The 18,104-nt window shown below is 72.9% G+C and carries 15 protein-coding genes and 1 pseudogene; 15 read left to right on the top strand and 1 reads right to left on the bottom strand.

The window, feature by feature from the left end; all coding sequences use genetic code 11:
* Positions 1–82 precede the first annotated feature (82 nt).
* The 9 genes and pseudogenes from steA to ADK66_RS19075 all read left to right on the top strand — a co-directional run bounded on the left by steA (position 83) and on the right by ADK66_RS19075 (position 11,232).
* Entirely contained in the window at positions 83–1,261 is a 1,179-nt protein-coding gene (gene steA / locus ADK66_RS19110; protein ID WP_053657239.1) for a putative cytokinetic ring protein SteA, read from the top strand.
* Between the two features lie 27 nt (positions 1,262–1,288).
* Entirely contained in the window at positions 1,289–2,233 is a 945-nt protein-coding gene (locus ADK66_RS19105; protein WP_053657223.1) for a copper transporter, read from the top strand.
* Positions 2,230–2,358: a hypothetical protein gene (locus ADK66_RS32580; protein WP_255353044.1), complete on the top strand. Its 129-nt coding sequence runs from the start codon at positions 2,230–2,232 to the stop codon at positions 2,356–2,358. Before ADK66_RS19105 ends, ADK66_RS32580 begins: the two co-directional genes overlap by 4 nt.
* Positions 2,355–3,221, top strand: coding sequence for a hypothetical protein (locus tag ADK66_RS19100; RefSeq protein ID WP_053657221.1), 867 nt, complete (start codon positions 2,355–2,357; stop codon positions 3,219–3,221). Before ADK66_RS32580 ends, ADK66_RS19100 begins: the two co-directional genes overlap by 4 nt.
* Before the next feature lies 1 nt (position 3,222).
* On the top strand, positions 3,223–4,917 hold the full coding sequence (gene murJ, locus ADK66_RS19095) for a murein biosynthesis integral membrane protein MurJ (RefSeq protein ID WP_053657220.1): 1,695 nt from the start codon (positions 3,223–3,225) through the stop codon (positions 4,915–4,917).
* Between the two features lie 31 nt (positions 4,918–4,948).
* Positions 4,949–6,115, top strand: a complete 1,167-nt coding sequence (locus ADK66_RS19090) for a glycosyltransferase family 4 protein (RefSeq protein WP_053657218.1) — start codon at positions 4,949–4,951, stop codon at positions 6,113–6,115.
* Positions 6,115–8,379, top strand: a pseudogene (locus ADK66_RS19085) (hypothetical protein); the annotation flags it as partial. The gene ADK66_RS19090 and the pseudogene ADK66_RS19085, both read left to right, overlap by 1 nt.
* Positions 8,380–8,878: 499 nt before the next feature.
* Positions 8,879–10,630 carry a CTP synthase gene (locus ADK66_RS19080; RefSeq protein WP_053657217.1) on the top strand — a complete coding sequence of 584 codons (1,752 nt, stop codon included), beginning with the start codon at positions 8,879–8,881 and terminating at the stop codon, positions 10,628–10,630.
* Positions 10,627–11,232 (top strand): NUDIX hydrolase, encoded by a 606-nt coding sequence (locus ADK66_RS19075; RefSeq protein WP_053657215.1) that lies wholly within the window; start codon positions 10,627–10,629, stop codon positions 11,230–11,232. Before ADK66_RS19080 ends, ADK66_RS19075 begins: the two co-directional genes overlap by 4 nt.
* Before the next feature lie 80 nt (positions 11,233–11,312).
* Here ADK66_RS19075 and ADK66_RS19070 read toward each other — a convergent pair whose 3' ends face one another.
* Positions 11,313–11,645 carry a TM2 domain-containing protein gene (locus ADK66_RS19070; RefSeq protein ID WP_053657214.1) on the bottom strand — a complete coding sequence of 111 codons (333 nt, stop codon included), beginning with the start codon at positions 11,643–11,645 and terminating at the stop codon, positions 11,313–11,315.
* A gap of 217 nt (positions 11,646–11,862) precedes the next feature.
* Between ADK66_RS19070 and ald the strand changes: the two genes are divergently transcribed.
* The 6 genes from ald to ADK66_RS19040 all read left to right on the top strand — a co-directional run bounded on the left by ald (position 11,863) and on the right by ADK66_RS19040 (position 17,971).
* Positions 11,863–12,978 carry an alanine dehydrogenase gene (gene ald, locus ADK66_RS19065; protein WP_053657213.1) on the top strand — a complete coding sequence of 372 codons (1,116 nt, stop codon included), beginning with the start codon at positions 11,863–11,865 and terminating at the stop codon, positions 12,976–12,978.
* Positions 12,979–12,999: 21 nt separating this feature from the next.
* Positions 13,000–13,983 carry a site-specific tyrosine recombinase XerD gene (locus ADK66_RS19060; RefSeq protein WP_053657211.1) on the top strand — a complete coding sequence of 328 codons (984 nt, stop codon included), beginning with the start codon at positions 13,000–13,002 and terminating at the stop codon, positions 13,981–13,983.
* Between the two features lie 180 nt (positions 13,984–14,163).
* A complete protein-coding gene (locus tag ADK66_RS19055; protein ID WP_030487987.1) occupies positions 14,164–15,087 on the top strand; it encodes a ParA family protein in 924 nt (307 codons plus the stop codon).
* Between the two features lie 41 nt (positions 15,088–15,128).
* A complete protein-coding gene (locus tag ADK66_RS19050; protein WP_231640096.1) occupies positions 15,129–16,238 on the top strand; it encodes a ScpA family protein in 1,110 nt (369 codons plus the stop codon).
* Positions 16,231–17,214, top strand: coding sequence for an SMC-Scp complex subunit ScpB (scpB, locus tag ADK66_RS19045; RefSeq protein WP_053657209.1), 984 nt, complete (start codon positions 16,231–16,233; stop codon positions 17,212–17,214). The genes ADK66_RS19050 and scpB overlap by 8 nt, the downstream gene beginning before the upstream one ends.
* Positions 17,201–17,971, top strand: a complete 771-nt coding sequence (locus ADK66_RS19040; protein ID WP_053657208.1) for a pseudouridine synthase — start codon at positions 17,201–17,203, stop codon at positions 17,969–17,971. Before scpB ends, ADK66_RS19040 begins: the two co-directional genes overlap by 14 nt.
* Positions 17,972–18,104: the final 133 nt, after the last annotated feature.

Raw genomic sequence — 18,104 nt, 5'->3', positions numbered from 1 at the left:
CGGTGTGTGCTTCCCTGGGTAGGCGGCCCTGCTCAGGCATGTCGCGACAGAAAAGCCTGCCTCACATGCCAGGATGGTCACGATGCGTCTACCCACGTTGCGCCGGAACCGAAACACGGAGCCGGGCCGAGTCCTCGGCACCGCGCGCCTCGACCGCCGGACAAAGCGCCTGGTCGGCCGGCTGCGTCCGGGTGACATCGCGATCATCGACCACGTCGACCTGGACCGGGTCGCGGCCGATTCGTTGGTAGCTGTCGGTGTCGGCGCGGTGCTCAACGCCAAGCCGTCGGTCTCCGGCCGCTATCCCAACCTCGGGCCGGAGGTGTTGGTCGCCGCCGGCATCCCACTCCTGGACGACCTGGGGGAGGGCGTCTTCGAGCAGATCCGCGAGGGCGACCAGGTCCGCATCGAGGGCAACACGGTGTACGCCGGTGACGAGCCGGTCGCGCACGGCACCCTGCAGGACGCCGAGTCGGTCGCCAAGGCGATGTCCGACGCCCGGGAGGGCCTGTCGGTGCAGTTGGAGGCGTTCGCCGCCAACACGATGGACTACCTGCGCCAGGAACGCGACCTGCTGCTCGACGGCGTGGGCGTACCGGACATCGAGACCCAGATGCAGGGTCGGCACTGCCTGATCGTGGTGCGCGGCTACGACTACAAGGCCGACCTGGACGTGCTGCGCCCGTACATCAGGGAGTTCAAGCCGGTGTTGATCGGCGTGGACGGCGGGGCCGACGCGCTCGTCGAGGCCGGGTACACGCCCGACATGATCATCGGGGACATGGATTCGGTCACCGACGACGTGCTGCGCTGCGGCGCCGAGGTGATCGTGCACGCCTACCCGGACGGGCGGGCGCCCGGCCTGCCCCGAGTCAACGGCCTCGGTGTGCCGGCGATCACCTTCCCGGCCGCGGCGACCAGCGAGGACCTGGCCATGCTGCTGGCCGACGAGAAGGGCGCCTCGCTGCTTGTCGCCGTCGGCACCCACGCCACCCTCGTCGAATTCCTCGACAAGGGTCGCGGCGGAATGGCCTCCACGTTCCTGACCCGGTTGAAGGTCGGCGGCAAGCTTGTCGACGCCAAGGGTGTGAGCCGGCTCTACCGGCAGAGCATCTCCGGCTCCTCGCTGTTGCTGCTGGTGCTCTCGGCGATCGCGGCGATGGCCTCGGCGGTGGCCGTCTCTACAGTCGGTAAGGCGTACCTGGGCGTGGTCGCCGAGTGGTGGGACAATTTCGTGTTCCAGCTGTACCGGCTCTTCTAGTTCCCGACCGATCAAGAGGCTGCAAGCGTGATCAACTTCCGCTACCACGTGGTGTCCCTCACCGCGGTGTTCCTGGCTCTGGCGATCGGCCTGGTGGTCGGCACAGCCGCCCTCAACGGCCCGGTCGCCGACTCACTTGAGGCGCAGGTCACCGGGCTGCGCAAGGACAACCAGCAGTGGCGTCAGCAGGTCAACAGCATGGAGAAGCAGCTCGCGCTGGAAGAGGAGTTCGCCGAGCAGGTGTCCCAGGTCGTCCTGCCGGGCACCCTCACCGGTCGCCGGGTCGTGGTGCTCAGCCTGCCCAACGGCCGCGACCACACCGAGGCCGTGCTCAAGAAGCTCCAGCAGGCCGGCGCCACCATCACCGGCCGCGTCGACCTCCAGGACAAGTTCATCAACCCGGACAACAACTCCAACCTGCTGGAGTTGGCAGTCACCGCCGCCCGTCCGACCGCGCAGACCACCGGGCTGCCCGGCAACGGGCACGGCGTGGAGACCTCCAGCGCGCTGCTGGCCAGCGTCCTGCTGGACCGGCCGCAGGGCACCACGCCGGTCAGCGACGCCGACCGGCGGGCGGTGCTCGCCGCGTACAACAACGCCGGCTACCTGACCACCGACAACAACAAGGTCACCGGTCCGGCGGAGGGCGTCGTCGTGGTCAGCGGCCAGCCGTACGTCGACAAGGACTCCGACCGGCGGGACGAGTCGGTGGTCAAGATCGCCGAGCAGTTCGACCGGACCGGGTCGATAGTGGTCAGCGGAAACGGCTCCGCCGGTGGCAACGTCGTGGCAGTGGTGCGCGGCGACCCGGTGCTGTCGCAGACCATCTCCACGGTCGACAACGCCAACACGGTGCAGGGCCAGTTCGTGAGCAGCCTCGCCCTGGCGGAGCAGCTCACCGAGAAGAAGGCCGGCCAGTACGGCGTCGGCGACAACGCCACCTCCGGCCTGTTGCCTAGACTGCCCCAGTGAGCGAACGACGTACCCGCATGTCCGTAACCGTCGAGGTGGTGCGTGACCGAGCGCAGCGCGTGAACCCGAGGCGGAGTACTGCGGTGGCCGACGCCGCTGCCGAGCGCAGCGGGGTGGTGGCGTGAAGGCGTTGGGCCGGCTGCTGATCGCCGGTGCCGGTGCCGCCGCCGCCCGGTACGCGCTGCGGGAGGTGCGCACCGCGCCGGTCGGGCCCGCGCTGGAGCGCACCAACTTCCGGGGCCGGACGGTGACCCTGGCCGCCGGGCCGGCGCTCGCGGCAGGTGCGTCCGCAGTGGGCGCGTTCGGTGCCACAAGCGCCGCCTCCGGCGGCGCCGCCCTGGTCGCCGGTCTCGGCGCGGGTGGCGTCGGGCTCTACGACGACGTGGTGGGTTCGCGGCCGGAGCAGAAGGCCGCAAAGGGCTTCGCCGGCCACCTCGCCGCGCTGCGCGAGGGGCGGGTCACCGCAGGCATGGTCAAGGTCGTCGGGGTGGGCGCCGCAGGCCTTGGGGCCGCCGCGTTGCTCGCCGCCGACCCCCGGGTCGCCGCGCATCCGCGCCGGCAGCGCCACGGTGTGTTCGGCAGGGGCGTCGACGTGCTGCTCGGCGCCGGTGTGATCGCCGGCACGGCCAACCTGCTCAACCTGCTCGACCTGCGGCCAGGACGGGCTCTCAAGTCCGGGCTGCTGCTCGCCGCGCCACTGACCGGTGGCCCGCACGGCGGCATCGCCTCGGGCGCGGCAGGTGCCGCCGCCGGCCTGCTCCGCGACGACCTCGCCGAGGACGTGATGCTCGGCGACAGCGGCGCCAACGCGCTCGGCGCGTTGCTCGGTGTCGCGCTCGCCGCGCGTACCGGCCCGCTCGGCCGTGCCGGACTGCTGGCCGTGCTCGCCGGTCTCACCGCCGCCAGCGAGAAGGTCAGCTTCACGTCGGTGATCCAGCGGACGCCGGGGCTGCGGGAGCTCGACGCACTGGGCCGGCGCGCCGACTGACGTGACCAGACCGGCACCCCTCGCCGGCGCCGGCCGGCTGGCCGGGGCAGCCGCGCTCATCGCCGTCCTCACCGTGCTCAGCCGGCTCGCCGGCTTCGGCCGTACCGCCGTGTTCACCTGGAGCCTGGCCCCCACCGACCTCGGCGGCGCCTACGTGGTGGCAAACGCGGTGCCGAACTTCATCTTCGAGATCGTCGCCGGTGGGGCGCTGGCCAGCCTTGTCGTGCCGCTGCTCGCGGGGGCGGTCGAGGCCGGCGACCGGACGGCTGTGGCACGGACCACCGGCGCGTTGCTGAGCTGGACGCTTGCCCTGCTGGTGCCGCTCGCGCTGCTCGTGGTGCTGTTCGCCGGGCCGCTGATCGGGGCGCTCGGCGACGGCCTCACCGCGGCCCAGCAGCAGAGCGGCGCCCGGATGTTGCGGGTCTTCGCCCCGCAACTGCCGCTGTACGGCATCGGCATCGTGCTCACCGGTGTGCTCCAGGCGCACCGCCGCTTCGCCTGGCCGGTCCTCGCCCCGCTGCTGTCCAGCCTCACCGTGATCGTCGTCTACCTGGCGTTCACCGCCACCCAGGGCCGGCTGGCCACCGTCGGCGGCGTCAGCGCCGACGGCGAGTTGCTGCTGTCGGCGGGCACCACCCTCGGCGTGGTGGTGCTGTCGCTGTCCCTGCTGATCCCGGTCCGCCGGCTCCGACTGGGGCTGCGCCCCGGCTTCGGGTTCCCCACCGACGCGCGGAGCAGGATCGGCGGGTTGGCGGTGGCCGGCGCGGTCGCCGTCGCCTCCCAGCAGGTCGCCCTGATCGTCAGCCTGAACCAGGTCACCTACGGCGCGGCCACCAACCCGGGCGTCTACAACCTGGCCCAGACCGTCTACCTGCTGCCGTGGGCGGTGCTGGCAGTGCCCCTCGCGGTGGCGGCGTACCCGACCCTGGTCGCCTCCCAGGCCACCGGCGACGAGGACGCCTACCGGGCGACCCTGGCCCCGGCGGTCCGTGGCGTGCTGCTCTTCGGCTGCCTCGGAGCGGCCGCGCTGATCGGCACCGCCGGGCCGGTCGGGCACTTCTTCTTCCCGGCCGCCACCGCGCCGACCGCCGCCGCCGCGATCATCGGCTTCGCGCCCGGCCTGCTCGGCTACGGCCTGTTCGCGGTGCTCACCCGGGCGCTCTATGCCCGGCGCGAGACCCGCGCGGCGACCATCGCCACAGCGATCGGCTGGCTGGCCGTCCCCGCCGCCGTCCTGCTGCTCGGCGCGCTGCTGCCGCTGGAGGACCGGGTGCTCGCGGTGACGGCCGCCAACTCGGTCGGCATGCTGCTGCTCGGGGCACTGCTGGTCGCGGCGGTAGTGCGCAGCGCGGGCCGTCCGGCGCTCGCGGGCGCGGCCCGCGCCGGAGCTGCCGGCGTGCTGGCCGGGGTGCTCGCCGCCCTCGCCGGGCTGGGCCTGAGCCGGCTGCTGCAGTCGGCCGGCGACGGCACCCCGACGATGGCCGCGGCAGTCGGTCAGGGCATGCTGTCCGGAGTCCTGGTCGGTGTCGTGTTCCTTGTCGTGGTCTGGTTCGTCGACCGCCGGGACGTACGGCCGCTGCTGCACGGGGTGGCGCGTCGGCTCCGCCGACGGGGAGCACGGGACCGGGCCGGCACGTCGACGCCGGACACGATCCCCCCGGAGCGGGGCGACGGGAAGGAGACGGCGGTTCGGTGAGCGTTGGAAACGGGGACCGACGGGGGTCGCGATGACGGAGCCCAGCCTGCCCGCCGGCTGGTCGGGAACGGTCGCGCTGCTGCTGGCCTCCAGCACCGGCGGGGTCGGCCAGCACGTCCGCTCGCTGGCACGCGGGCTCGTCGCGGGCGGCGCCACAGTAGTGGTCTGCGGGCCGGCGGCGACCCAGGAGCAGTTCGACTTCACCGGCGTGGGCGCCGGCTTCGCGCCGGTGGAGATCCCGGCCAGCCCCACTCCGGCCGACGCCCGCGCGGTGCTCGCCCTGCGGCGTGCGCTCACCGCCGCCCGGGTGGACGTGGTGCACGCGCACGGTCTGCGCGCCGGACTCGTCGCCGTACTGGCCCGCCCGAGCGCGCCGCTCGTCGTCACCTGGCACAACGCGGTGCTCGCCGGTGGCCTGCGCGGCGGGGTGTCCCGCCTCGTCGAGCGAGTGGTGGCCCGGGGCGCCCGGGTGGCCCTCGGTGCCTCCACGGACCTGGTGCAGCGGGCCGTCGCGCTGGGCGCCACCGATGCCCGCCTCGCCCCGGTCGCCGCCCCCACACTGCCCGCCCCGGGCCGCCGCCGCGCCGCCGTGCGGGCCGAGTTCGGCGTACGCCCGGACCAGCCGCTGATCGTCTCCGTCGGCCGGCTGCACCCGCAGAAGCGCTACGACGTGCTCATCGACGCGGCGGCCCGCTGGCGAACGCGTACCCCGCCGCCGGTCGTGGTGATCGCCGGTAGCGGCCCGGCGTACCTGCCGCTGGCCGCCCGGACCTCCGCGGCCCGCGCACCGGTGACCCTGCTGGGGCACCGCACCGACGTGGCCGACCTGCTCGCCGGCGCCGACCTGGCGGTGGTGACAAGCGACTGGGAGGCCCGCCAGCTCTTCGCCCAGGAGGCGATGCGGGCCGGCGTACCCCTTGTGGCCACCGATGTGGGTGGCCTGCCGGAACTGGTCGGCGACGCCGCCGCGTTGGTCCCCGCCGGTGACGTCGACGCGGTCGACGCGGCGGTACGCGCGCTGCTTGACGACCCGCAGGCGCGGGCCGAGCTGGCCCGGCGCGGCACCGAGCGGGCCGCGACGTGGCCCACCGAGGCGGACACTGTTGCCGTGCTGGCGGCCCTGTACGCCGAACTGGCCGCGGAACCCACGGGTCGGGCGGCTCCGGGCTCCGACGCGCCGATGACGGGACATCGGTGATGCTGCGCCGACTCGCGCCCGCGCTGTTGACGGTGCTCGTGGTGGCGCTGGGCGTCACCGCGCTGGCGGCCCGACCGCCGCAGGGCGCTCCGCAGCGCACGGCGGACTTCGTTGTGGTCGTCGGCGTCGCCGGGCTGCGCTGGGAGGACGTCAGCCCGGAGAGCACCCCGACGCTGTGGCGGATGGCCCAGGACGGCTCGATCGGCTCGCTGTCGGTGCGCTCGGCGCACCGGCCCACCTGCCCGGTGGACGGCTGGCTGACGCTCGGAGCGGGCAGCTTCGCCGGGTGGAACGGCAGCCGGCCCGCCGGTGGCTGCCCGCCCGTCGGGGTGACAGTGGAGCAACCGGACGGGATCGGCGCGAACCTGCCCGACCAGGAGAGCGTGGTCCAGTACAACCAGCAGCGGCTGCCCTGGGGCGCGGTGCCCGGCTCGCTGTCGGAGTCGGTGCGCTGCTCGGTCGCTGTGGGTCCGGGCGCGGCCGTCGCCGCCGCCCGACCGTTCGGCCGGGTCGACAGGTACGCCGCGGGACTGCCCGCCGATCCGAGCGCGCTGCTCGGCTCGTGCGTGCTGAGCATCGTCGACCTCGGCACCGTGGACGGCGCCGAGGCGGCGGAGCGTGCCGAGCAGGCACGGGCGGCGGACGCCCAGTTGGCCCGGGTGCTGGCCGCCCGGCCGCCGCAGTCGCTGGTGCTTGTCGCCGGGATCTCCGACACCGAGCAGCCATCGCGGCTGCACGTGGCGGTCGCCGACGGGCCGGGCTGGGAACGCGGCTGGCTCACCTCGGCCAGCACCGGCCGCGACGGCTACCTGCAACTCGTCGACCTCGCGCCGACGGCCCTCGCCGCTCTGGGCCGGCCGATGCCGGAGCGGCTCTTCCTCGGCCGGCCCGCCGTCAGCACTGGCGAACGCACCGGCGACCTCACCGCCGCGATCAACGCTCCGGCCGACGCCGATCGGGAGGCAGCCGCCCAGCGGACCGTGTCCGGCAGGTTCTTCACGCTGCTCGCCGGGGTGCAGGTGCTGCTGGCCCTGGCGGTGCTGCCGTTGCTGCGCAGGGCCCGCCCGCACGCCGGACCGGCAGGCCCGACCCCGGCGTCACCGCGGGTCGTGGCGGTGGTGGAGGTGCTGCTTGTCGCGGCGGCGCTGACAGTGCCGGCCGCGCTGCTCGCCGACGCCGTCCCCTGGTGGCGTGGCGAGCACCCCGGGTGGATCTTCGCGGGGGTCACGGCGCTGCTGGTGGCCGGCGGCACGGCGGCGGTCCGGTTCGCCCCCGGGTACGCGAACACGCTCGGCCCGTTCGGCGCGGTGGCCGGCCTCACCACGCTTGTCGTCGGGCTGGACGTGCTCACCGGAGCCCGACTCCAGCTCAACGGCGTGGTGGGCTACTCGGCGTTGCAGGGCGGCCGGTACTCCGGACTGAGCACCGTCGGGCTGGGAGTGTTCCTCGCCGGTGCCCTGCTGACCGGCGGTTGGCTCGCCCAGCGCGTGCACCGGGGCTGGCGGCCGGCGGTGATGGTCGCCGTGGGTGGCCTCGCCGTCGTGGTGGTCGGCAGCCCGTACCTGGGCGCCGATCCGGTCGGGGCCATCGCGTTGACGGCCGGCCTGAGCGTTGCCGCGGTGATCAGCACCGGTGGCTGGCTGACCATCAGCCGCCTGGCGTGGGCCGCCATGGCCGCCCTGGCCGTCGGGATCGGCTTCGCCGTGGTGGACCTGCGCCGTCCGGCGGCCGAGCGCGGCAGCCTGGGCCGGTTCCTGTCCGCCGTGGGCGACGGCACCGGCGGGTTCACCGTGCACCGCTCCAGCACCGCGAACTTCGAGACGCTCGTGAACAGCCCGTTGACAGTGCTGGCCCTGGTCGGCGCGCTCGTGGTGTGGTTCGCCCTGATGCAGCCCTGGGGTGGGCTGATGCGGCTGTTCGGCATCTACCCGGCGGTACGGGCCGCGCTTGCCGGCACCGCTGTCGCGGCGGTGCTCGGTGGCCTGCTCGACGGCGCGGCGCTGGACGTGGCCGGCGCGGCCGCAGCCCTCGTGGTGCCGATGGCCGCGCTGGCGTCGCTGCGGGTCCTCGGGCACGCCGCGGACCGGACCCGCCCCGGCACGGGCCGTACCCGTGACGACGGCGCCGACGACGATCGCGGCTCCGGCGGCGCCGGCCCGGCCGGCGGGAGCGACGGCCCGACCGGCGGTGGAGGACCTCTCGGGGCCGTTCACCCCCGGCCGATAAGCGCCCCGCCCGCCGGCCCACCACGGTCCGTCACACCGCCGCCCACATCCGTCCCGGACGACGGTCCGGCGCACCCCGCCCCGGACGACGGGCCGGCGCATCCCGCGCCGGAGGAGGGACCGCCGCAACCCGCGCCGGATGACGGTCCGGCGCATCCCGGCCCGGACGGGGCCGGCGGCGACGCACGGCCGCCCGGCGACCGCCTGGCAGAGGACGCGCCGCCCGGCGACCGCCCGGCAGAGGACGCGCCGCCCGGCGACCGCCCGGCAGAGGGCTCGCTGGCGCCGCCGGCGGCCCCCGCACAGCGGGTGCCGAGCGACACTACGCCGCAGGCGCGAACCGACAGAGGATCGACGGGAGTTGCCGCGCCCTGACCGCCTGGCGTCGTCGTGGTGACCCGGCGGCGTCGGGCTCGGGGTGCGGCCTGCGACTACCCGCGGCAGAGGTGTTACCGTGGAATCCCGTGGATCGCGTGATCACTTTGGTGATCGAGCACGGCGGTCTGCATGACCGCGACAGACGACACGGGAGCAGGCCTTGGCCCCATCAGCACGGACGACCAGGCACATTTTCGTCACCGGGGGCGTCGCCTCCTCGCTGGGCAAGGGCCTCACCGCCTCCAGCCTCGGCAATCTGCTGACCGCGCGCGGTCTGCGCGTGGTGATGCAGAAGCTCGACCCCTACCTCAACGTCGACCCGGGAACGATGAACCCGTTCCAGCACGGCGAGGTCTTCATCACCGAGGACGGCGCCGAGACCGACCTCGACGTCGGGCACTACGAGCGATTCCTGGACCGGGCCCTGTCCGGCAAGGCGAACGTCACCACCGGCCAGATCTACTCCGACGTGATCGCCAAGGAGCGGCGCGGCGAATACCTGGGTGACACCGTCCAGGTCATCCCGCACATCACCAACGAGATCAAGTCGCGGATCCTCGCGATGGCCGACCCGGACGACGACGGCGTCGTGCCGGACGTGGTGATCACCGAGGTCGGCGGCACCGTCGGCGACATCGAGTCGCTGCCGTTCCTGGAGGCGATCCGCCAGGTCCGCCACGACCTGGGCCGGGACAACTGCTTCTACCTGCACGTCTCGCTGGTGCCCTACCTGGCGCCCTCGGGTGAGCTGAAGACCAAGCCGACCCAGCACTCCGTGGCGCAGCTGCGCAACATCGGCATCCAGCCGGACGCCATCGTGCTGCGCTGCGACCGGGAGATCCCGGTCAAGCTCAAGGAGAAGCTGTCGCTCTACTGCGACGTGGACGCCGAAGCGGTCGTCGCCGCTCCGGACGCGCCGAGCATCTACGACATCCCGAAGGTGCTGCACCGCGAGGGCCTCGACGCGTACGTGGTGCGCCGGCTCGGCCTCTCGTTCCGGGACGTGGACTGGACCAGCTGGGACGACCTGCTGGAGCGCGTGCACCGGCCCCGGCACACGGTGACCGTCGCGGTGGTCGGCAAGTACGTCGACCTGCCCGACGCGTACCTGTCGGTGAGCGAGGCGATCCGGGCGGCCGGCTTCGGTCACCGGGCCCGGGTGCAGCTGCGCTGGGTGCCCAGCGACGAGTGCGTCACCCCGGCCGGCGCCGCGGCGGCCCTGGCCGGAGTGGACGGCGTCCTCATCCCGGGCGGGTTCGGCGTACGCGGCATCGAGGGCAAGATCGGCACCGCCCGGTACGCCCGCGAGAACGGCATCCCGCTGCTCGGCCTCTGCCTCGGCCTGCAGTGCATGACCATCGAGGTGGCCCGGCACCTGGCTGGCCTGGACGGGGCCAACTCGTTGGAGTTCGACGAGCAGGCCGCGCACCCGGTGATCGCCACGATGGCCGACCAGGAGGACATCGTCGCGGGCAAGGGCGACCTGGGCGGCACCATGCGGCTCGGGGCGTACCCGGCCACGCTTACCGAGGGCTCGCTCGTCGCCGAGGCGTACGGCAGCACGGACGTCAGCGAGCGGCACCGGCACCGCTACGAGGTCAACAACGCCTACCGGGACGCGCTGACAAAGGCGGGTCTGCGCATCTCCGGGACGTCGCCGGACGGCCGGCTCGTCGAGTTCATCGAGCTGGACCGGAGCCTGCACCCGTTCTTCGTGGCCACCCAGGCGCACCCGGAGCTGAAGAGCCGCCCCACCCGACCGCACCCGCTGTTCGCCTCGTTCGTGAAGGCCGCTGTGGCGTACTCGCAGGCCGACCAGCTGCCTGTCGACCTGGACCCGGCGGGGGAGGCCCCCACGACGCGCAAGGCCGCCCGCAACGGCGCCGCGACCAAGGCCGCGTCGGCGTCGTGAGCGCCGTCGAACACCGCTACGAGGTGCGCTCCCGCGACGAGCACTACCGGGGTCGCATCTTCGACGTGGTCACCGAGGAGGTGACGATGCCCGGCGGCGGGACCGCGCTGCGGGACATCGTGCGGCACGTCGGCGCGGTGGCGGTGGTGGCGCTCGACGACGCCGGCCAGGTGGTGCTGATCCGGCAGTACCGGCACCCGGTCGGGCGGCACCTGTGGGAGCTGCCGGCCGGGCTGATGGACGTCTCCGGTGAGGAACTGCCGGCCGCCGCGTTGCGGGAGCTGGCCGAGGAGGCCGACCTCACGGCCGCGCGGATCGACGTGCTTGTCGACCTGCACAGCTCTCCGGGGTTCACCAACGAGCTGGTCCGGGTCTACCTCGCCCGGGAGTTGGCCGACGTGCCGGCGAACGAGCGCCACGAGCGCCGCGACGAGGAGGCCGACCTCCAGATCGTCCGGATGGACCTGGACGAGGCGGTCGGCATGGTCCTGGCCGGCGAGATCACCAACGCGTCCGCGGTGGCCGGTCTGCTGGCCGCGGCCCGCGCCCGGGACACCGGCTTCTCGGCGCTGCGCCGGGCGGACACGCCACTGCCACGCTGACCCCGCAAACCCTTCCGGGGGTACGCGGAAGAGGGGCCCCGCGGTCTACCGCGGGGCCCCTCTCACGTCGGTGCGGTGGGTCAGTCGCGCAGCGGGCGGCCCTGTGCGTCGGTGCCGCCGTTCACCAGGATCATGATGCCGTCGATGACGCCCCAGAGCGCGCCGACGCCGCAGGTCACGATGCTGACCACGAGCTGGAGCACAGCGATCTTGGTGTGCCCGGTGTAGAACCGACCGGCACCGAAGGTGCCGAGCAGGATGCCGAGGATGCCCGCGACGACCTTGCTCTTGTCGGACAGGCCCGGACCGTAGCCGGGCTGGTATGGAGGAGTTGTCATGGGCGGACACATTAGTGATCCACTCGGCCGCTGTCCGCATGCGCGCCCGACAGATGGGACGATAATGACGAACACTGTCCTGACGGCTGAGGTGGGGTGGCACCGCCGGCCTCTGGTGGGTGCCCTGACACACCGTCAGGACACCCGACCACCGGATGCCACACTGCTGGCTTTCGGTGGGGCCGGGCGCGCCTAGACTGCCGCCGACGGGACCGGTGGACCGTGGCGGCAATGGGGCCGTTGCGGCACCGAGCAGTCGGGGGACGCAGCCCCGAAGAGAGGTGTCTGCATCGTGAAGGTCGGAATCCCACGCGAGGTCAAGAACCACGAGTACCGCGTGGCGATCACGCCCGCGGGCGTCAACGAGTTCACCCGCAGCGGCCACCAGGTCTTCGTCGAATCCGGCGCCGGAGTCGGCTCCAGCATCACCGACGACGAGTTCGCGGCGGCGGGCGCGAAGATCCTGGCGACCGCCGACGAGGTGTGGGACGCCGCCGAGTTGGTGCTCAAGGTCAAGGAGCCGATCGCCGAGGAGTACCACCGGATGCGCGAAGGTCAGGTGCTCTTCACCTACCTGCACCTGGCCGCCTCCAAGGAGTGCACCGACGCGCTCATCGACCGCAGGGTCACCGGCATCGCGTACGAGACCGTCGAGCTGCCCGACCGGTCGCTGCCGCTGCTGGCGCCGATGTCCGAGGTCGCCGGCCGGCTCGCCCCGCAGGTGGGCGCCTTCTACATGATGCGTACCGGCGGCGGGCGGGGTGTGCTGCCCGGTGGCGTCTCCGGCGTGTACGCGGCCAAGACGGTGGTGATCGGCGCCGGTGTCTCCGGCATGAACGCCGCCGCCATCGCGCTGGGTCTGCAGTCCGAGGTGCTGCTGCTGGACAAGAACGTGGCCCGGCTGCGTCAGGCCGACGCCATCTACCGGGGGCACCTGCAGACCGTCGCCTCCAACGCGTACGAGGTGGAGCGGGCCGTGCTCGACGCCGACCTCGTCATCGGTGCGGTGCTGGTGCCCGGCGCGAAGGCCCCGACCCTGATCTCCAACGAGCTGGTCTCCCGGATGAAGCCGGGCAGCGTGCTCGTCGACATCGCCATCGACCAGGGCGGCTGCTTCGAGGACTCACGTCCGACCACGCACGCCGACCCGGTCTACAAGGTGCACGAGTCGATCTTCTACTGTGTCGCGAACATGCCCGGCGCGGTCCCGAACACCAGCACGTACGCGTTGACGAACGTCACCCTCCCGTACGCCCTGGAGTTGGCGAACAACGGCTGGCGCGAGGCGCTGCGCAACGACCCGGCGCTGGCGCTGGGCCTCAACACCCACGACGGCAAGGTCACCTACGGGCCGGTCGCCGAGGCGCACGGCATGGACGTGCTCCCGCTGGCCGACGCGCTGGCCTAGAACGGTGGCGTACTGACCGGCATCGCGGCCAGGGCCGGCGCGGGCGACGAGCCCGCGCCGGCCCTGCGCCGTGCCGTGCGCGGCTACCTCGACCACCTCACAGTGGAACGTGGCCTGTCCGCGAACACCCTCGCCTCGTACCGCAGGGATCTGGACCGTTATCTCACGACGCTTGCCGCCGCCGGCGTCGCCGACCTCGCGTCGGTCGGCCCCGGGATGGTCGAGGCGCATCTGGCCCGCCTGCGCGCCGGCGACGACGCGCACCCGCCCCTGGCGGTGTCGTCCGCCGCCCGCGCAGCCAGCGCCGTTCGCGGCCTGCACCGCTTCGCGCTGCGCGAAGGGCTGGCCGGTGCCGACCCCAGCCGCGACGTCCGCCCACCCACCCCGCCCCGCCGGCTGCCCCGCGCGCTGCCCGTCGACGACGTGGTCCGGCTGCTGGAGACCGCCGGCCCGGTCACCGCGACCGGCGACGACGCGCCCCTCGCGCTGCGCGACCGGGCGCTGCTGGAGTTCCTGTACGGCACCGGCGCGCGGATCTCCGAGGCGATCGGCGCCGCGATCGACGACCTCGACAGCGACGAGGGCACTGTGCTGCTGCGCGGCAAGGGAGGCCGGATGCGGCTGGTGCCGATCGGTGGGTACGCCGTCGAAGCGGTCCGCGCCTACCTGGTCCGCGCCCGCCCCGGCCTGGCCGCCGCAGGCCGGGGCACCCCCGCGGTCTTCCTCAACGCACGTGGGGGAGCGCTGTCGCGGCAGGGCGCCTGGGCGATCCTGCGTCGCGCCGCCGGACGCGCCGGCCTGCCTGTCGACGGGCCGGCGGCGGTGTCCCCGCACACCCTGCGCCACTCGTATGCCACCCATCTGCTCGACGGCGGCGCCGACGTGCGGGTGGTCCAGGAACTGCTCGGGCACGCCTCGGTGACCACCACCCAGGTCTATACGCTCGTCACCGTCGAGCGACTGCGCGAGGTGTACGCCACCGCCCACCCGCGCGCCCTCGGCTGAAACCCTGGCAGCGGTGGCCCGACACGCCGGGCCGGTGCCGAACGCCCTGCTGGTCGGTGGCGTACAGTCGGCATCGGCGCGGACCTCCTGGAGCGATACGACCGGGGTGCGCAGCGGCGCCGCGAAGGACGTCGGACGGCTCCGACGCCGGGTGGGTCGTCGGGAGGGGGCAACGAGGACATGGCTGGCAACGGTGACCGTGCCGAGACCTGGACGTCGGAGCTCCGCGAGCAGCAGGCCACGCTCGGCGCGGACCTGGGTCCTGCGGACCCGGCTGCCTACACGATGCGCAAGCCCATCCCCGAGCCGATGCCTACCGATCGGCACGGCCCGGCGCGCATCATCGCGATGGCCAACCAGAAGGGCGGCGTCGGCAAGACCACCACCACCATCAACCTGGGCGCGGCGCTCGCCGAGTACGGCCGCAAGGTCCTGCTCGTCGACTTCGACCCGCAGGGCGCGCTCTCGGTGGGGTTGGGAGTCAACCCGCACAACCTCGACCTGTCGATCTACAACCTGCTCATGCAGGACGACATCATCGCCGAGGACGTCGTCATCAAGACCGACGTGGCGGGTCTGCACCTGCTGCCGGCAAACATCGACCTCTCCGCCGCCGAGATCCAGCTCGTCAACGAGGTCGCGCGCGAGATGGCACTCGCCCGGGTGCTCCGCACGGTGCGCAAGGAGTACGACTACATCCTGATCGACTGCCAGCCGTCACTCGGCCTGCTGGCGATCAACGCGCTGACCGTCGCGCACGGCGTGCTCATCCCGCTCGAATGCGAGTTCTTCAGCCTGCGCGGTGTGGCGCTGCTGCTCGACACCATCGACAAGGTGCGTGAGCGGCTCAACTTCGACCTGGAACTCGAAGGCATCCTCGCCACCATGTACGACAGCCGCACCACCCACTGCCGTCAGGTGTTGCAGCGGGTCGTTGAGGCGTTCGGCGACAAGGTCTACCAGACGGTCATCACCAAGACGGTCAAGTTCCCCGAGTCCACCGTGGCCGGTGCCCCCATCACCACGATGGACCCAGCCTCGTCCGGGGCGCGCAACTACCGTCAGCTGGCCCGCGAGGTGATCGCCGCCCAGTCGGAGCGGTAGCCGGAACACCCCGTGCCCGCTTCGTGCACTACGGTCGTCCGGTGACCGCGCCACCCATCGACCCGCCTGCCGGGCCGCACGAGGCCACCGCGCCGGCGGTCGCCGCCGAGATGGCCGCCGAGGTCGACGGTGTGCTCCCCACCGCGGAGGCTTCCGAGTCCTCCGGCTTCACCGTCCGGCTGGCCAACTTCACCGGCCCGTTCGACCTGCTGCTGCAACTCATCGGCAAACACAAGCTCGACGTCACCGAGGTGGCCCTGCACACGGTCACCGACGAGTTCATCGCCTACATCCGGGCCATGGGCGACAAGTGGGACCTCGACGAGGCAAGCGAATTCCTGCTCATCGCCGCGACCCTGCTCGACCTGAAAGCGGCCCGGCTGCTGCCCTCCGCCGAGGTCGAGGACGAGGCCGACCTCGCCCTGCTGGAGGCCCGGGACCTGCTCTTCGCCCGGCTTCTGCAGTACAAGGCGTACAAGGAGGCGGCGGCGCACATCGCCGAGTTGGAGGCGGTGGGCGGCCGGCGGTATCCGCGGGCGGTCAGCCTGGAGCCCCGGTACGCCGAGGCGTTGCCCGACCTGGTGCTCGGCATCGGCCCGCAGCGGCTTTTGAAGCTGGCCGTCAAGGCGATGACCCCGAAGCCCGTGCCGGAGGTGTCCATCGCCCACGTGCACATGGTCCGCGTCAGCGTCCGTGAACACGCGGCGATCCTCGCCTCCCGGCTGCGCCGGGCCGGCATTGCGACGTTCTCGCTGCTCTGCGCCGACTGCGAGGCGACCCTGGAGGTGGTGGCGCGGTTCCTGGCGTTGCTGGAGCTCTACCGGGAGGGACTGGTGTCCTTCGTCCAGGAGCAGGCCCTTGAGGAGCTGACGGTGCGCTGGACCGGCCCTGTCGACGGCGAGACCGAGCTGCACGTCGACGAGTACGCCGGCACCCCCGCCGACCCCGATTCGGCTGCCGTGCCGGTGCCGTTGCCCGCTGCCGAGGGGGAGCCCGCTCCCCTGCCGGAGTTCGCTGCCGACGGGGAGCCCGCTTCCGTGCCGGTGCCCGGTGCCGAGCGGGTGCCCGGTCCCGTGCAGGAGCTGGGGCGGGCGGGTGAGGCCGGGGGAGTGGACCGGACGGGAACGACGGAGGGCGAGCGCAATGAGTGACGAGCAGCGTCGGGACTCCCTGGCCGACCAGGCCGCCGCCTGGATCCCCCCATGGGACCGCCCTCGCCGACCCACCGCCGAAGTGACCGAGTCCCGGGACGAGTCCGCCTCCGCCGAGCCCTCCGTCGAGTCCGATCTCACCGAGTCCCGCGACACATCCGATCTGGTCGAGTCTTCCGGCGACGCCCTCGACCCCGCCGAAGTCGGCGAAACACCCGACAGCGACCGACCCGAACCCGTCACCGCCGCGCCCATGACCCCGCGAGATCTTGGAAGCGAACTGCCCCTGGAGGGGCCGGAATCCTCCAAGATCTCGGATGAACCTGACGCTGGCGTGGGGGAGTTGGGCGGTGGTCGGGGCGTACCCCGGCGGGACGGCCTGGCGGGGCGGCGGCGGGTGACGACTGTCACGCAGCCTGCGCCGGAGTTGTCCGACGCCGAGCTGCGCGGCGCGCTGGAGGCGATCCTGCTGGTGGTGGACGAGCCTGTCAGTGAGCTGGTCCTGGCGCAGGTGCTGGAGCAGCCGGCCGAGCGGATCGGGCCGATGCTCGACGAGATCGCCGCCGGCTACACGGCTGCGGGGCACGGGTTCGAGCTGCGTCGGGCGGCCGGCGGTTGGCGGTTGTACACGCGGCCGGAATACGCTACGTACGTCGAGCGGTTCGTCCTGGACGGGCAGTCCGTGCGACTGACCCAGGCGGCCTTGGAGACTCTGGCCGTTGTCGCCTACAAGCAGCCGGTGACCCGGTCGCGGATCTCGGCCATCCGGGGTGTCAACTGCGACGGCGTGATCCGTACGCTTGTCACCCGCGGCCTGGTCGAGGAGTGCGGCACCGAACCGGACAGCGGGGCGTTCCTCTACCGGACGACCACGCTGTTCCTGGAGAAGCTCGGGCTGAACACCGTCGACGAGCTGCCGCCCCTTGCCCCCTTCCTGCCCGACGACGTAGAAGAGCTTGCTGATGCGACCCGATAACCGTTCCCCCAAACCCGACGCCCCCGTGTACGACGGGGCGGAGCGCCTGCAGAAGGTGCTCGCCGCCGCCGGCGTGGGCTCCCGGCGTGCCTGCGAGGACCTGATCTTCCGCCGCCGCGTCACTGTCGACGGGCGGGTCGCCAAGCTCGGCGACAAGGTCGACCCGGCCACCGCCGTGATCCACGTGGACGGCGAGCGCCTCCAGGTCGACATCCGCCTGGTCTACGTGGCGATGAACAAGCCGCGCGGGGTGGTCACCACCATGGCGGACGACAAGGGCCGCAACGAGCTGGCCGAGTTCATCGGCAACCGGGTGGAGCAGCGGGTCTACCACGTGGGGCGGCTCGACGCGGACAGCGAGGGGTTGCTGCTGCTCACCAACGACGGCAACCTCGCACACAAGCTCATGCACCCGTCGTACGAGGTGCTGAAGACCTACCTGGCCGAGGTGGTCGGGCCGATCCCGCGCAACCTGAGCAAGCGGCTCCTCGCGGGCGTCGAGCTGGAGGACGGGCCGGTCACTGTCGACTCGTTCAAGGTGGTGGGCACCCTGGGCAAGAGCGCCCAGGTGGAGCTGAGCCTGCACGAGGGCCGCAAACACATCGTCCGGCGGTTGATGGACGAGGTCGGGCACCCGGTCACCCGGCTGGTGCGTACCTCGATCGGGCCGATCCGGTTGGGCGACCTGCGCACCGGGCGTCTCCGGCGCCTGACCAACGCGGAGGTCGCCGCCCTGTTCAAGGCGGTGGGTGACTGACCCCCGGGTTCGGGGTACGGCAGCCGGTAGGCTGCGTGACGGCCGGGACGCGGCCGCGCGGGTGGCGTGGGTCGCCTCCGGCGGCTTCGCGCGCGGGCCCTTCAGAGGGCCCGGGATGATTGATGACGATTGA

The organism is Micromonospora sp. NRRL B-16802 (assembly GCF_001279555.1).
Taxonomy (GTDB): domain Bacteria; phylum Actinomycetota; class Actinomycetes; order Mycobacteriales; family Micromonosporaceae; genus Micromonospora; species Micromonospora profundi.
This window is presented reverse-complemented; position numbering and strand designations above follow the sequence as displayed.

Excerpts from the sequence above, each read along its gene's own strand:
- steA (WP_053657239.1), top strand. The coding sequence starts at position 83 with ATGCGTCTACCCACGTTGCGCCGGAACCGAAACACGGAGCCGGGCCGA.
- ADK66_RS19090 (WP_053657218.1), top strand. The coding sequence starts at position 4,949 with ATGACGGAGCCCAGCCTGCCCGCCGGCTGGTCGGGAACGGTCGCGCTG.
- ADK66_RS19055 (WP_030487987.1), top strand. The coding sequence starts at position 14,164 with ATGGCTGGCAACGGTGACCGTGCCGAGACCTGGACGTCGGAGCTCCGC.
- scpB (WP_053657209.1), top strand. The coding sequence starts at position 16,231 with ATGAGTGACGAGCAGCGTCGGGACTCCCTGGCCGACCAGGCCGCCGCC.
- ADK66_RS19040 (WP_053657208.1), top strand. The coding sequence starts at position 17,201 with ATGCGACCCGATAACCGTTCCCCCAAACCCGACGCCCCCGTGTACGAC.